Source organism: Sporosarcina sp. SAFN-015, from assembly GCF_051966875.1.
In the GTDB taxonomy this organism is placed as follows: Bacteria; Bacillota; Bacilli; order Bacillales_A; family Planococcaceae; genus Sporosarcina.
This window is the reverse complement of sequence record NZ_JBQCKP010000002.1, coordinates 332,691-347,546: the sequence shown is the minus strand read 5'-3', so window position 1 is coordinate 347,546 and position 14,856 is coordinate 332,691. Positions and strand designations below refer to the sequence as shown.

Below are 14,856 nucleotides of genomic sequence, written 5' to 3'. Positions count from 1 at the left end.
CATGAAACATCTAAACGAAAACCAACATATCCGTCGAACTAAGTTCCGTATGCTCTTGAATCAATTTTCGAAGTACATTTTTATGCTGTCCGCCTTTTTCGGCTTGTTCTTTCTCGTCGTTTTACTATACAAAGTTGTAGCTGACGGCATTGGTTCCATTAACATGGAATTCCTAACAGGTAAATTATCTACACAACCGGAGCGCGCGGGAATTATGGGAGCAATTCTCGGAACGTTTTGGCTCATGCTTGTCGTTGCTCCAGTCACGATGTTTTTAGGGGTTGGTACTGCGATTTTCTTAGAGATGTACGCGAAGAAAGGTCGAGTACTCGGGTTCATTCAAACGAATATCTCCAACTTAGCGGGCGTTCCTTCCATTGTTTACGGAATACTTGGAATGACAGTATTTGTACGAGCGTTAAACCTTGGAAACGTCGTCCTTGCTGGCGGTTTGGCAATGTCGCTGCTGATTTTGCCGATTGTGATCGTGGCAAGCCAAGAAGCAATTCGGTCAATTCCTTTCCATTTAAGCGAAGGTTCTTATGGATTAGGGGCAACTAAATGGCAAACGATTCAGCGGATCATCCTACCGGCAGCATTGCCAGGAATCCTGACAGGCGCAATTCTTTCCTTATCTCGTGCAATTGGAGAAACAGCACCACTCGTCGTCATAGGCATTCCTGCATTGCTCATACCGTTCCCAGGAGGCATTATGGACCGTTTTACGGTGTTGCCGGTACAGATTTATTACTGGACGTTGGATGCTTCATTAGTTGCGGAATACGCCAATTTGGCAGCCGCCACGATCATCGTATTGCTTGTGGCACTGTTCATTTTAAATTCCACAGCAATCATCATTCGGAATAAATTCCAGCGTGTATTCTAAGTGGTATTTTCCATCGCATCCCATTATGGGTGCGATTTTTTTTGAATAATTCTAGGAGAGGCAATTTCGCTATCCTTGAGCATGGAAACTACTTTCTTGGGCGCAAAATCGTAATCTTTAGCGCGATTTCACTTTCTAGAGCGCCAAATCGTTTTTCTTGAGCGTAATTCCAATTTCTTGAGCGCTAATTCGTTTTCTTGAGCGCAATTCCAATTTCTTGAGCGCTAATTCGTTTTCTTGAGCGCGCTTCCACTTTCTTGAGCGGATGACGCATTTTCTATAAATGCGGCTTTCCACTGACACAAAAAAGCTGTAGCAAAAAGTCAATTATCGACTTTCTGCTACAGCTTCATTCTGTTTCTTATTCTTCCGTTCCCATTTCTGCACGAACGACTTCTGCAATGCGATTGACAAAGCGTTTGCAAGTATCATGGTCTGGTGATTCAACCATTACACGGACGAGTGGCTCCGTTCCTGATGGACGGACGAGTACTCTGCCGTTTCCGGCCATTTCCTCTTCTACATCCTTAATAACAGCAGCAACTTTTGCATTTTCGGTCACTTTGTTTTTATCTGTAACACGGACGTTCACGAGCTCCTGCGGGTAAATCGTCATCTCGTTCGCAAGTTCGGATAGCTTTCTTCCTGTCCGTTTCATGATGTTGACAAGCTGTAACGCCGTCAATAGGCCGTCTCCTGTCGTATTGTAATCAAGCAAGATGATGTGGCCAGATTGCTCACCGCCGAGATTATAGTTCCCTTTTTTCATTTCTTCGACGACGTATCGGTCTCCAACAGCTGTTTTGACGCTCATCATGCCTTGTCGCTCCAACGCTTTATAAAAGCCGAGGTTGCTCATGATAGTAGAAACAATCGTGTCGGATTTTAGGCGGCCTTTCGATTGGAGGTGACGCCCTATGATGAACATGATTTGGTCTCCGTTAATGATCCTACCCAGTTCATCGACTGCAATGAGGCGGTCTCCATCACCATCAAAAGCAAGTCCGATGTCTGCGCCTTTATCGATTACGAGCTGGCTGAGTCCTTCCGGATGTGTCGATCCGACGCCGTCATTGATATTCACACCATTCGGTGAGACACCTATCGTTGACAAGTCCGCATCCAAATCAGCAAAGACATGTGTTGCCAATGAAGAAGTAGCACCATGCGCGCAATCCAGGGCGATATGGAGGTCTGTAAACTCCTCATCAACCGTCTGTTTCAAGTATTGGATGTATTTGTGGCCACCTTCAAAATAATCCGTTACAGTTCCAACATCCGCTCCTACCGGGCGAGGCAGGTTATCCGTCTCTTCGTGCAAGAGGGTTTCAATTTCATCTTCCTGCTCATCTGTCAGTTTGAACCCGTCTGCTCCGAAAAATTTGATGCCGTTATCCTCAAATGGATTATGGGATGCCGATATCATGACACCTGCCTGGGCATTCATGACACGTGTCAAGTAAGCTACACCTGGCGTACTGATGATCCCGAGCCTCATTACTTCGATTCCCATAGACAATAGGCCTGCAATCAAAGCGTTTTCCAATAAGTGCCCAGATATGCGAGTATCCCTGCCGACAAGAACTTGTGACGTCTCCTGTGAATCTTTCGTCAGCACATATCCGCCAATTCTACCAAGTTTAAAAGCAAGCTCAGGCGTTAATTCTTTATTTGCAATCCCACGGACGCCATCTGTTCCAAAATACTTTGTCATTATCCATACTCCCTTTCAATGCTCATAATCAACTTCTTCATTATGCGAGTTTTATTTCAAGCGTCACTTCATCCTCTGAAATCTTCCAAGCAATATCGTCAGGCGCAACTACAGAAAGCGGATATGAGTGTTCGCCTTCCTCATTCGTCCCGGAAGCATCGACGCTAATATCGAAGTCTGAAACGTCTAGTGAATTAATAACTTCCTCTTTAGCCGTCACTGTTACATCAACGACACCTTCAGTTGGTTTCAGAAAGGAACTGCTAAATTTCTCATCAAGCCCTTTCACAGCGACAGGAATGTTTTTGAATTCCTTAGTAACATCCTCCTCAGTCGGTTCCATCGATACGTCAGGAGGAGGATCTTCTCCATTCATAGTCGTAACTCGAATATTCACTTTGACCTTGTCCTCCGAAAGTTTTGAAACTCCCTTCGGTTTTGGAACATTCAACTCTACTGTCCCTGACTCCTTCACTTTCGAAACATCAACATCTACCCGGATTTCGCCAATAGACTCCAACGTCTTCTGCGGTCCGTAAAGTGTCACTGTCTTCATCTCTGAGAAAACGGAGTCGATTACAATGTTCTCACCCGGAACACCTTTTTCCCTTAGAACGATCGGCACCTCTTTACTATTTTCCTTCACTTCCACTTTGACAGTCACATCTTCGGGTTCAATTATGACATTCAATTTATTCAGATCCCGGTCAAGCACGCGGACACGGGCTTTTTGCTCAAACGATTTATCAATGCCCTGCTCGCCTGTTGCTGAAACCTTTACAAAGCTGATGGATTCAATGACACTTTTGGCGCCTGTCACTTGGATCATAGAAGGCTCCACTTCTTTTCTAACTGCATTGAAACCTTCTGCAAGTAATCGCTCGTTAAACTCAGGCTCTACCGGGAATGATTTCGATATTTTCTCTTCGATGACGACGTCCACCGTTGCTGGGTCCAATCGCACATCCAATTTTTCCGAAAGGTTCTCAGCTTGGATCTTAACTGTATGCCTTCCCAATTCGAGGCTTCTCAAGTCGACCTTCAATGTAAAATCCTTCAACAACTTTGTCGTCTGGACAAGGTTGGCGGGACCGTCAATCGACATATTGACGGTCTTCGGCACTCCTGTGACGACGAGATTTTCATTATCATAAAAAACTTCTACTGGGACGTCGCGAAGGACATCCTGTGAATCACCGATTGTGGAGCCTGTCTTTTTATCTTCTTCCGCCTGAACGGAAAAGAAAAGGATAATGGCAAGCGCCAATGCCGTAATACGGAGAAACCATGGGCGGTCCATTAGATTATCCATTTTTCTGTTTCCCCCATTTCCAGAATGAAGTAGACGAGGTTTCAGGTTCTGCTCCAAACCATACTTTCCGCAGTTGCTGCTCAAATTCATCCATTGACAAGTTCCTGTTAATATCTCCATTTGTCGTAAGACTTACTGCACCTGTCTCTTCGGAAACGACAATTGTGATTGCATCGGTCACTTCACTGATACCGAGAGCTGCCCGGTGTCGGGTTCCGAGCTCTTTTGAAATGAAAGGATTTTCCGAAAGCGGTAGATAGCATCCTGCAGCAGCGATGCGATTTTTTTGTAAAATGACAGCCCCGTCATGCAACGGAGTATTTGGGATGAATATATTGATAAGCAATTCCGAAGTGACGATCGAGTTCAACGGAGTCCCTGTTTCAATATACTCACTAAGCCCTGTCTCCCGTTCAATCGATATAAGCGCTCCAATCCGTCGTTTCGCCATATAGCTCACCGACTTGTTGAAAGCGTCGATCATGCGATCACGTTCCTCTTCTTCCTGCATTGCAGACCTCGCAAACAAACGGCCTCGACCAAGTTGTTCCAGCGCACGGCGTATTTCGGGTTGAAAGAGGATAATAATAGCAAGGAACCCGAACATCAACACTTGATCCAACATCCATTTCAATGTATCAAGTCCAAGATATTCAGTAAGAATACGGGCAAATAAAATAACGAAAATACCTTTTAATAGCTGTACGGCTTTCGTGCCTTTTATGATGGTGATTAATTTATAGAAAACAAACCAAACGAGAAGCACATCCACTATATTTTTCAGTATTTCAATCGGACTTGAGTTTGTAATCATTTCCCAACCAGGCATGCGCTTCCCTCACCTTCATCGCATATTCTTTACTTCAGTATATCATACAGCCCAGTTTCAGTGCTCTTGAAAACGAACAAGGACTGGCTACTAATGGGAACGTTTTTGATTGGTGTATTGTTTCCTTTCCCTATGTACCAATCGTTCATTCATAAAAAATAAAAAACAATCGCCCACCCTATGCCGGGAAGGCGATCGTGCAATCATTATTCCCCCGACTCTCCATCGCTAGAAGGGAAAATATCTTTGACTGTCGACTTTATTTTATACCATAACCAATCAAAGGCCTGATCAATTTCTTCGCTTTTTCCTGTAACTACTGCCGTCGAAGCCATGTATTTCGTACCGCGGATGACAGTCACATTGCCGTCCACTTCTCCTTCAATTCGAAGATTGCCGTTTTTGACGACGATATCCCCCTTCACCACTTCGCCAGCAGGGACGACGACCGTTTCCCCTTCAACGATCAGATTTGGCTGCTTCGTGAATGAAAACTGCTGATTATTGCCGAAGCTAGAAAAGAGCGTCGCGCTCATTAATATTAAAAACAGTGCAGCCGCAGCCACGAGTGGGTGCCTGCGTAAAAACCGTTGAAAACCTGCTTGCGATTTTTCTTTCGGGAGACGTGCCATGACGCCTGAGACAAATCCGTCCGGGGCTTGGATTGGAGCAGCTTCCTTCAGGAATAAAGCCGACATTTTGAATTCATCCATCATTTCCCTGCAATGTTCACAGTCAGCTAAATGCTTCTGCAGCAATTGCTCATCCTGGCGGCTAATGTCTCCGTCTAAATACGCGTGCATTAAATGGATCACTGGTTCCTGACACGTATTCATACTTAATTCCCTCCTACATATTACCCATCTGTTTCCGTAGCGCTTCCCGGCCACGGTGAACTCGGGTCTTTACGGTTCCAAGTGGTAATTCTAAAATATCACTAATCTCCTGCAACGGCAATTCTTCCATATATCTTAGGATGATAACAGAACGATATTTTTCAGGAAGCCTTCCAATCTCATATTGGACACGATCCTGTGCTTCCATACGCTCTACTTCTTCCTCCGGCAAGTCGCCGGCTGCTGCAATCTGCGAATACATATTTAGGCCATCCGTTCCAGGCACTGTCGCATCAAGATAATAATCCGGTTTCTTTTTACGAATTCTATCGATGCATAAATTTGTTGCAATCCGAAATAACCAAGTGGAAAATTTCCGTTTCTGATCGTACGTATGGATGTTCACATATGCACGCACAAATGCTTCTTGAGCTATATCTTCCGCTTCCTGGGGATTGCCGAGCATTCGATAACAAACATGATACAGCCGATGTTGAAACATGGTGACAATTTCTTCGAATGCATCCTGATCGCCTTTGATCACATCATTTATTCTTTTATTGACCAATTCATCCAATGACTTTCATCCTCCGCTCTATGCGGCTGTTCCTTCTATACGTTTGAAGGGTCCAACTGGTTTCATTTTTTTAATCCATATTTTTTATTTTACCAAAGATTGATAAATATTTCCGTTCTTTTAGGAAATTCTTTCACAAAAAATAACCGCTTGGATATTAATCCAAGCGGCCTGCCTTATAATAATTTTTCTCCGAACAATGAGCCCATTAGTCCGACTGCGACATCCGCAGTTTTGTTCTTTTCATCGAGGATCGGATTCACTTCGACGAATTCTGCTGATGTGATCATACCCGAATCCTCGAGCATCTCCATTGCAAGATGGCTTTCGCGATAGCTGATTCCGCCTGGCACCGGTGTTCCGACTCCAGGTGTGTAGAGAGGATCAAGGCCATCCAAATCCAATGACAAGTGGACACCATCAACATTCTTTGCTTGTAAATAAGCAATCGCTTCCTTCATGACCGATGTCATGCCATCGCGATCAATTTCGTGCATCGTGAATACTTTGATGCCTAGATCTTTAATTAATAAACGCTCGCCTGGATCGACTGAACGAGCTCCGATAATGACAATGTTTTCGGGCTTTACTTTCTGCCCTTCTTTAAAGATATTTACTAATCTTTCATGCCCCCGGCCCATGAGAACCGCAAGCGGCATTCCATGGATATTACCTGATGGTGACGTTTCAGCAGTATTCATGTCAACATGCGCATCATACCAGATGACACCTAAGTTTTTATACGTTGACGATAATCCTGCAATCGTCCCAATTGCAATGCTATGATCGCCTCCGAGGATGAGTGGGAAATTCCCTTTTTCTACGACTTCAGCAACCCGATTCGCAAGTTCACTCGTTGCTTGGACGACTTCCTCCAAGTTCTTCAAGTTTGTAGCTTCACGATCTTTATGTTCGACAGAGCTTACTTGGATATCCCCTTCATCTTTCAGCGTATGTCCGATCGCTTCCAATCTTCTTATTGCCCCCGCATAACGGATGGCACTCGGTCCCATATCCACTCCTCTTCTGCTTTGTCCGTAGTCGAGTGGAACACCAATTAGTGATATATCCAGTTTTCTCATATTTGTCAGCCCCCCACCCATATTGTAATTCGTTCAATGAAATGGCTCAACCTGACAAGTTTACGGATATTTATTCATATTCTACGGATTTTGAAAACATCAATTCACATTCTTCGGGAGGTAAAGGCTTGCTGAAGAAATAGCCTTGTCCTTCTCTGCATCCTAAGTTGCAAAGGATTTCCGCTTGTTCCCCCGTCTCGATTCCTTCGGCAACGACATTAAGGCCAGCCGTATCTGCCAATGTAACAATCGCCTTGACGATAGCTCTGCTGTTTTCGTTCACGTCAATGTCCTTCACGAATGACATATCGATTTTCACTGTGTCTGCTGGCAATTCCTTAATATAACTGAAAGTGCTATAACCTGTTCCGAAATCATCTATTGCAACATGCATGCCTAAATCCCTAATCTGCTGAATCGTCTCCCTCATTTCATCCCGATCTGCAAATGAGCTCTCGGTCAGTTCAATTTCGATGAAATCCGGTTCAACTTCCTCTTCCATAAGAATCCGTTTTATCGCCCCAACGATTTCCTCATCATCCAGCTGGACGGTCGACATATTCACGGCAATGCGAATTGGTCCATACCCTTCGTGCTTCCATTGCGCCGCCTGCTTGCAAGCTTCCCGTAAAATCCATTCGCCAAGCGGCAAAATGAGATTCGTCTCCTCCGCCAACGGAATGAACTTGTCCGGTGGAATGCGGCCAAGTTCAGGATGATTCCAGCGCACCAATGCCTCGACCCCAGACAGATCGCCACGGGACAAGTTCATTTTCGGTTGATATTCTAATGTGAAATGTCCCAATTGAACACTTTTACGCAATTCATTCTCCAATAAAATGCGTTCCAATGTTTTTGTCGCTGTTCCAGGTTCATACATTTTATAATTCCCGCCACCATGCTCTTTTACATAATGCAACGCCTTTTCAGCCTTCATCATAAGCTCCGGCGCCACTTTCGCGTGTTTTGGAAATAACGCAATGCCACAGCTAGTTGAAATAGTGTACAATTCACCATGAAGGCTTATCGGATTTTCCAAACTGCTCTTTATTGTCTCCGTCAACTGCTCCGCTTTTTCCTCGTCCGCAGCCTCCGTTAAAGTGAACGCAAATTCGTCACCTGAGATGCGGCCAATGATGTCTTCATGACGTAGTACGTTCCTCAACCGGTTTGCGATTACCGACAGCACGTAATCCCCAGTTTCCTGTCCAAACGAGTCATTTACATTTCGCAATCGATCGATGTTCAAATAAACAAGCCCTAATCTTGATTCATCTTTTCGCTTACTTTCTATACATGATCGCAGCTCCTTGCTGAATGCATTACGGTTGAGCAAAGACGTTAGTTGGTCATTATACGATAGATTACGGTTTTCTTCGGCAATTCGACGGTATGTTTGTGCATCCTTTCGAATTTTCTCCTCCATAAGCTTCCGTTCTGTAATATCATAACGAATGGAAATATATCTATTCGGTGTTCCCGATTCACTCATAAAAGGAACAATCTTTGTATCCACCCAGTAGATGCTGCCATCCTTTGCTCGGTTACGAATTTCACCTTGCCAGATTTTCCCGCGGCCAATTGTCGACCACATATCTTTGAAAAACTCTTTCGAATGATAGCCAGAATTAATGATCGAGTGTGTAGCCCCAATCAGCTCATTAGCTTCGAACTGCGATATCTTTGTAAACAATTCATTGACATATGTTATTTTTCCTGTGCGATCAGTCATCGCGACGATGACGGTTTGATCGAGCGCAAACGCAATATCGGCGAGGATTGCCTCGACGTCGATCTGATTGTCGTTGCCTGTCATTTTACGCATTACTTCAAAATAATCATGCATGTGAACATCATCAATCCTTTCAACTGAACCTCATTGCCTATTTGAATAAACTTCGATGATTGCGCGATTATCCAAATACGCATAAGTCAGTCCAGTAACGCATAAACACATGCGAACTGTTCTATACTTGTGAGAATCTACATCATTTCTGCTGATCTTTGTCTCTACTATACAATACCTTTCTATAATACTCGCAAAAACTGAATTTGACGGATAGCTGTATGAACATTTTTTGAATGTCGTGAGAGGGTATTTTAGGCAATAAAAAAAATCCTATCTTTTGGATGGATTTGAGAGTGGTGTGTATGTGGTTAGATGCTGTGGATATTAAGATCGGTTTTCTCCTAATTCGTTGAACTTGGAATGCTCTGGTATTAAAACCGATTTGCTCCTAATTCCTTGAACTTGGAATGTTCTGGTATTAAAACCGATTTGCTCGCAATACCTTCGGAATTGCTCGCAAATTATTTTTTTCGTGGAGCGAAAAAAATAATTGGCTGGGGTAGCTGGATTCGAACCAACGAATGACGGAGTCAAAGTCCGTTGCCTTACCGCTTGGCTATACCCCAACGTTAAAATAGAGTTTAGCTTCGCATTGCTGCTTCGGCTTCACTCGTTTTTAACTGGATTAGCAAACATGTTAAAGCGTAAGTATGTAATGGTGGTGGGGGACGGATTCGAACCGCCGAACCCTGAGGGAGCGGATTTACAGTCCGCCGCGTTTAGCCACTTCGCTACCCCACCAGGTTAAAATTGTGATAAGCTGCGCATCTCTTTGTCAGCTTCATTCGTTCACTCGGTCACGTACTTTTGTACGCTCCCTCTTTCTCTCAATCGCTTCCGCGACCTGCTTGCTTCTCCCAATTTTAACGGGAGTGTAGTGATAAGCTGCGCATCTCTTTGTCAGCTTCATTTTACTAACTTTAGAAACAAACATGGTGACCCCTACGGGATTCGAACCCGTGTTACCGCCGTGAAAGGGCGGTGTCTTAACCGCTTGACCAAGGGGCCATATAAGATTAATAAACTGCTTTACGAATCGCACAAATGTTATATTAACAAATTCGTATTCGTTATGCAAGTCTATTTTTTTCATTTTTATATTTCGTATTCCAAAGGGCAGGTGAGCATAAAAAAAGCGTCTTTCTTAATGAAACAGAAATCGCAAGTTTCATCTGGAGCTTCCAACCGGATTCGAACCGGTGACCTCTTCCTTACCATGGAAGCACTCTACCTACTGAGCTATGGAAGCATAAAAATGGCTCCGCAGGTAGGACTCGAACCTACGACCGATCGGTTAACAGCCGATTGCTCTACCACTGAGCTACTGCGGAATCGTAATTATTATTTCCAACGACAATATTTAGTTTAGCTGAAAGCCGGGTGAAAATCAACCCTTTTTTCACTACCCTGTAACGACTTTCTTATATTAGCATGACCCAATCATATTGGTCAAGCCTTTATCATAAAGTACCCTATAGATTTCGTTTTAAAGGGGATGTGACTTGAGAGCTAAACTAGTTATTCTCATTTTCGTTTGCTGTGCTGCCGCACTATTCTTCCCAAGCATGCCCGGATCGGATTCGTTGAAGGCTGTTTTCCGGTTGACGGATGAGCCGAATGAAGTCATTGTTAGAGGAATGTCCGGTTCTGCGATGACAATTAATATTTCATTCGGAGACGAGGAAGTGAAACAGCTGGTTCATGAATTACAGGCTCCCTATCCATTGCTTCTTCTAGATATGGAATGGGCCGACCGTTTTCCGGAGATCATACAATTGATCAAGAAACGCAACATCCCGACAGGCTTATTGGGACATGCAGGAATGGAATATGAACAGAACACACCTCTTCTCATTGAACAGCTTGAACAGTATGAGAAGTTGTTCGGTGCAAAGCCGTTATGGTTCAGGACGTCTGATGAACAGTTTCCATATTCTTTACGAAGTGCGCTATGGGACAGCGAAGTGAATGCACTCGGTTCATCCGTCCGCTGGCACACTGGAGAGCCGCCGCCGGTCATTGAAGGAGAAATTATTTCGTTGCCGCACCATCGTGAAGAAAGGGTCACATTAGCCAATTTCAAAAAGCTGGCCGAGACACGCCAAAATAGATTATTGGAAGATGTCCTTTTCAACATGTCCATCAAAACGAAAAAAATGCCGAAATAACCAAAAGCGAAGGGCGCCTGACTAAAAGCGAAAGGCATTAGACAAAGATGTTGAATGGCGGTCTTTGCCACGTAACAGCTTTGACTTATGACCCCGAGCTTCTGGCGCCCGGAGTCTAGACGTAACAAAAAGCGCAGTTCTCCTTTTATTTGAGGAACTGCGCTTTTATCATTTCGCTTTTGCCGTTTTTGTCGATTTCGATTTTCGTGCCTGTTTACGCGCATCGAGCTTTGCCTTGTCCTCATCGGATTGGCGGTTATACTTCGGCAGCATGAGAAGCTGATATGCATTGACCGCGAGAAGCGGGAATAATAAAATTGTCACCCACGAATCGATATTGCCTGACCGAACCATTAATGCCGGTAGCCATTCAAGCGTCGTAATGACGATCATGAAGAACAGTGCAGAAATAAGCGTGTGCTTTTTTGTCCATTTCGCTTTGAAATAAGCCGTGACAATAGATACTGCTAGTAATGAAAACAACAGCATCAAATAAAGCACGGTTCGCCCGGTATCTCCAGCAGTCAGTTTGAATCTGAAAAACACGAGATCAAAAATGACTACTGCGATGATGAGTAGCTGCACCCAATTCCATAATGTCAAAGTTCTGAATAAGTTCACACCAAATTGGTGAACCGTCAAATAGGCGAAGAAGCCCATCTGCGCAACGACACTCATCGTAAATCCGAGAAAGATCATCCATAAGAATGCGCCAAGAAACTCCGTATATTCTCCGGATGATAAATATTGTGAGAAGAATTCCCATCGGACGATCAACCCGAGGATTCCCGTGACAACTCCTCCGATAATTAATGCAGTAAAAAAGAATTTAACCCAATTTCGTATGGTCACGTTACTGTTCCCCCGTTTTTAATTGCTTCCAATAGTGTATCAACGTTTTGCCGAAAAATCTATTTCCTTGAATGCGTAATGCATATTCCTCTTTATATTGTGAACAATAATTGAAAACGCAATCGGAAGGGAAATTGATCTCATGATGAAAAAATGGGTTCATTTACTTGTACTTGTTATATTATTATCGGGCTGCAGTATGCAACAGCAAGGACCGAATTACGATGAAATGAAGAAGATGATGACGGATGCTCTACAAACAGAAGATGGAAAAAAGGCTGTTCGGACAATGCTATCCGATCCCGAATTCAGGGAGTTGATGGTACTGGATCAGGCGGAAGTGAAAAAATCCATCGAGGATACGTTACTATCGGATAAAGGCGAGGATTTCTGGAAAAAGGCATTTGAGGATCCGAAGTTTACGGAAAAAGTTGCGAAAAGCATGAAGGATCAGCAGCAAGACATTATGTCAAAGCTAATTAATGACTCTTCATTCCAAAAAGAAATGGTGGAATTTTTCGGACAGCCTGATATGCAAAAACAAATGGAAACCATTTTACAATCAGCTAATATGAAAAAACAGATGGAGAAGTCGATTGAAGAAACGATTAACAGCCCATTACTTAAGGCGAAATGGCAGGAGTTGATCCTTAAAGCGGGTGAAGTGGCACCAACTGAGAAGCAAGGTGGTGGCGGTGGATCTAGTGGTGGCGGTGAACAATCAGGTGGTGGTGGAAATAGCGGCGGCGGAGGTAAATAACCTCCACCGCCCTTTTTTGAAGCTTCCTATTATTTTTGAGTTTTATCGATAACTGTCTGTGCAATCTTCGTATACGTTTGACCAATCGGATGATCTTCTGCATAAACAGATGGGGCAAATTCAGTTTCATTCCAATCCGGCTGACCGAGTGGAATTTGTCCTAAAAGCTCGGTGCGTAATTCTTCTGCTAACCGAGTGCCTCCCCCTTGGCCAAATACGTATTCCTTTTCATTTGTCAGTTTTGACTCAAACCACGCCATGTTTTCAATGACACCTAAGAGGGCATGATCTGTCTGAAGCGCCATTGCTCCTGCACGGGCCGCTACGAATGCAGCAGTCGGATGTGGCGTTGTGACGACAATTTCTTTGGATGAAGGAATCATTTGATGGACATCAAGAGCGACGTCCCCAGTGCCAGGCGGTAAATCTAGAATTAGATAATCCAGCGGTCCCCAATCTACATCACGGAAAAACTGATCTAGCACTTTCCCGAGCATCGGTCCACGCCATACGACAGGAGCGTTATCTTCCACAAAGAATCCCATTGAAATTACTTTCACTCCAAATCGCTCCACCGGAATGATTCGATTATCACGGATGACCGGCAATTCTGTAATACCCATCATATCAGGTACACTGAAACCGTAAATATCCGCGTCGATCAATCCTACCTTCTTCCCAAGACGAGCGAGGGCAACCGCCAAGTTCACGGAAACCGTCGATTTCCCCACTCCGCCTTTCCCGGATGCAATTGAAATGAATTCAACATCATTCAACGGAGACAGTAAGTCTTGAGCTTCAGCCTCCGTTGCCGTACCACGGAATTTTTCGAGTGTTTCAGGCGGCAGTTCCTCAAAACGAATACCCACTGAGTCTGCTCCTGCTGCTTTTATCACTTCAACCACTTTCATCTGCAAGTTCATTTGCTCCGCTGTGTTGACTTTAGCGATGGCCAATTTTACACTGACATGCTTTTTCTCCGGTTTAACCGATACACTAATAATCCCATCGGTTTCCGCAAGTGTTTTATGTAAAAACGGATCCTTCAACTCGCCTACAACGTCACGGACAATTTGTTCGTTAATCAATATGGCCACTCCTTAGAGGTTTATTTCTTCTCCTCTAAGTATACCATATTGCTACACTTGCAAAGTCAGAATTGTCTTCATTGCTTTTCAGATAAATGAAATTGGATGATTCCTTCCACTATCGCATCCGCTACTTTCCCGCGGTAGGCAGGATCCGTCAACAACGCCCGTTCCTCCGGGTTTGAGATAAAGCCTGTCTCTATTAAAACGGAAGGCATCGGAACTTTTTTCAACAAATAAACCCCTTTGATCGCTAAGGCTTCACGATCAGTATTTTGTAAATTATTTACGAAAGATCCTTGAATTGATTTTGCTAAAAGTTCTCCTCCAGGATGACCTTCAGCATGATAAAACACTTGTGAACCCCGCCATCTTTGTTCTGGAATCGCATTTACATGGACGCTGAGGAACATATCAGGATCCTCTTCAATTGCAATGGTTTCCCGCAACTTCAAGTCGGCCATTTTTCTTTGCCTTGTCGTTCCGAATTTCTCACTCGGTGCGTGTTCTGCAAGGGCGTCGCCTTCCTTCTCACGCGTCATAACAACCATCGCGCCCTTCTTTTCCAATCTCTTCTTCAATTCATGCGAAATGCTTAACGTAATGTCCCTCTCTACAACGTCTCCAACTGATGCTCCGCCGTCTAGTCCCCCGTGCCCTGGATCAATGACAATCTTCACTCCCCCAAGCTGTTCAGGCATGAAAAAACCTCTGTCCGAGGCATTCACACCGTAAAGCACGATAAGTAGGGAGCTTGCAAATAACAACCCGATGATAAGCCATCGTTTCAATCTCACACCGCCTTTTTCCTCCACTATACGCAGACCTTGGCCAAGATATGATAGCTTGTTTTACATTTTGGATGATCGGTCTGCTGTAAGGACTTCATTCTTTCGGAATGCA

Annotated in this window: 13 protein-coding genes and 5 tRNA genes; 3 read left to right on the top strand and 15 right to left on the bottom strand. The window is 44.1% G+C overall.

Going from position 1 to position 14,856, the window contains the following annotated elements:
* Position 1 precedes the first annotated feature (1 nt).
* On the top strand, positions 2-886 hold the full coding sequence (gene pstA / locus ACTHPA_RS04795) for a phosphate ABC transporter permease PstA (RefSeq protein WP_440499023.1): 885 nt from the start codon (positions 2-4) through the stop codon (positions 884-886).
* Between the two features lie 361 nt (positions 887-1,247).
* Here pstA and glmM read toward each other — a convergent pair whose 3' ends face one another.
* The 12 genes from glmM to ACTHPA_RS04735 all read right to left on the bottom strand — a co-directional run bounded on the left by glmM (position 1,248) and on the right by ACTHPA_RS04735 (position 10,416).
* On the bottom strand, positions 1,248-2,600 hold the full coding sequence (glmM, locus tag ACTHPA_RS04790; protein ID WP_440499022.1) for a phosphoglucosamine mutase: 1,353 nt from the start codon (positions 2,598-2,600) through the stop codon (positions 1,248-1,250).
* 40 nt (positions 2,601-2,640) lie between these two features.
* Positions 2,641-3,912: a CdaR family protein gene (locus tag ACTHPA_RS04785; RefSeq protein ID WP_440499021.1), complete on the bottom strand. Its 1,272-nt coding sequence runs from the start codon at positions 3,910-3,912 to the stop codon at positions 2,641-2,643.
* Positions 3,905-4,741 (bottom strand): diadenylate cyclase CdaA, encoded by an 837-nt coding sequence (gene cdaA / locus ACTHPA_RS04780; RefSeq protein WP_440499020.1) that lies wholly within the window; start codon positions 4,739-4,741, stop codon positions 3,905-3,907. The genes ACTHPA_RS04785 and cdaA overlap by 8 nt, the downstream gene beginning before the upstream one ends.
* A 206-nt stretch (positions 4,742-4,947) precedes the next feature.
* Complete coding sequence (locus ACTHPA_RS04775; RefSeq protein WP_440499019.1) at positions 4,948-5,577, bottom strand: zf-HC2 domain-containing protein; 630 nt, start codon at positions 5,575-5,577, stop codon at positions 4,948-4,950.
* A gap of 13 nt (positions 5,578-5,590) precedes the next feature.
* A complete protein-coding gene (gene sigW / locus ACTHPA_RS04770; protein WP_440499018.1) occupies positions 5,591-6,154 on the bottom strand; it encodes an RNA polymerase sigma factor SigW in 564 nt (187 codons plus the stop codon).
* A gap of 176 nt (positions 6,155-6,330) precedes the next feature.
* On the bottom strand, positions 6,331-7,236 hold the full coding sequence (gene rocF, locus ACTHPA_RS04765; RefSeq protein WP_440499017.1) for an arginase: 906 nt from the start codon (positions 7,234-7,236) through the stop codon (positions 6,331-6,333).
* A 70-nt stretch (positions 7,237-7,306) separates the two neighbouring features.
* Positions 7,307-9,082 (bottom strand): putative bifunctional diguanylate cyclase/phosphodiesterase, encoded by a 1,776-nt coding sequence (locus ACTHPA_RS04760; RefSeq protein ID WP_440499016.1) that lies wholly within the window; start codon positions 9,080-9,082, stop codon positions 7,307-7,309.
* Positions 9,083-9,576: 494 nt separating this feature from the next.
* Positions 9,577-9,651, bottom strand: a tRNA-Gln gene (locus ACTHPA_RS04755).
* A 90-nt stretch (positions 9,652-9,741) separates the two neighbouring features.
* A tRNA-Tyr gene (locus tag ACTHPA_RS04750) sits at positions 9,742-9,826 on the bottom strand.
* 192 nt (positions 9,827-10,018) lie between these two features.
* Positions 10,019-10,093 (bottom strand) — tRNA-Glu (locus ACTHPA_RS04745).
* Positions 10,094-10,258: 165 nt separating this feature from the next.
* Positions 10,259-10,334: transfer RNA gene (locus tag ACTHPA_RS04740), tRNA-Thr, on the bottom strand.
* Positions 10,335-10,341: 7 nt separating this feature from the next.
* Positions 10,342-10,416 (bottom strand) — tRNA-Asn (locus ACTHPA_RS04735).
* A gap of 171 nt (positions 10,417-10,587) precedes the next feature.
* Between ACTHPA_RS04735 and ACTHPA_RS04730 the strand changes: the two genes are divergently transcribed.
* Positions 10,588-11,253 carry a hypothetical protein gene (locus tag ACTHPA_RS04730; RefSeq protein ID WP_440499015.1) on the top strand — a complete coding sequence of 222 codons (666 nt, stop codon included), beginning with the start codon at positions 10,588-10,590 and terminating at the stop codon, positions 11,251-11,253.
* Positions 11,254-11,421: 168 nt separating this feature from the next.
* On the opposite strand, the gene ACTHPA_RS04725 is transcribed toward ACTHPA_RS04730, so the two are convergent.
* Positions 11,422-12,105, bottom strand: a complete 684-nt coding sequence (locus tag ACTHPA_RS04725; RefSeq protein WP_440499014.1) for a KinB-signaling pathway activation protein — start codon at positions 12,103-12,105, stop codon at positions 11,422-11,424.
* Between the two features lie 142 nt (positions 12,106-12,247).
* On the opposite strand from ACTHPA_RS04725, the gene gerD reads away from it, so the two are divergent.
* Positions 12,248-12,865, top strand: coding sequence for a spore germination lipoprotein GerD (gene gerD / locus ACTHPA_RS04720; protein WP_440499013.1), 618 nt, complete (start codon positions 12,248-12,250; stop codon positions 12,863-12,865).
* A 29-nt stretch (positions 12,866-12,894) separates the two neighbouring features.
* Here gerD and ACTHPA_RS04715 read toward each other — a convergent pair whose 3' ends face one another.
* Together ACTHPA_RS04715 and ACTHPA_RS04710 are read right to left on the bottom strand one after the other, a co-directional pair.
* Complete coding sequence (locus ACTHPA_RS04715; RefSeq protein WP_440499012.1) at positions 12,895-13,953, bottom strand: Mrp/NBP35 family ATP-binding protein; 1,059 nt, start codon at positions 13,951-13,953, stop codon at positions 12,895-12,897.
* Between the two features lie 77 nt (positions 13,954-14,030).
* Positions 14,031-14,744, bottom strand: coding sequence for an N-acetylmuramoyl-L-alanine amidase (locus ACTHPA_RS04710; protein WP_440499011.1), 714 nt, complete (start codon positions 14,742-14,744; stop codon positions 14,031-14,033).
* Between the last annotated feature and the right edge of the window lie 112 nt (positions 14,745-14,856).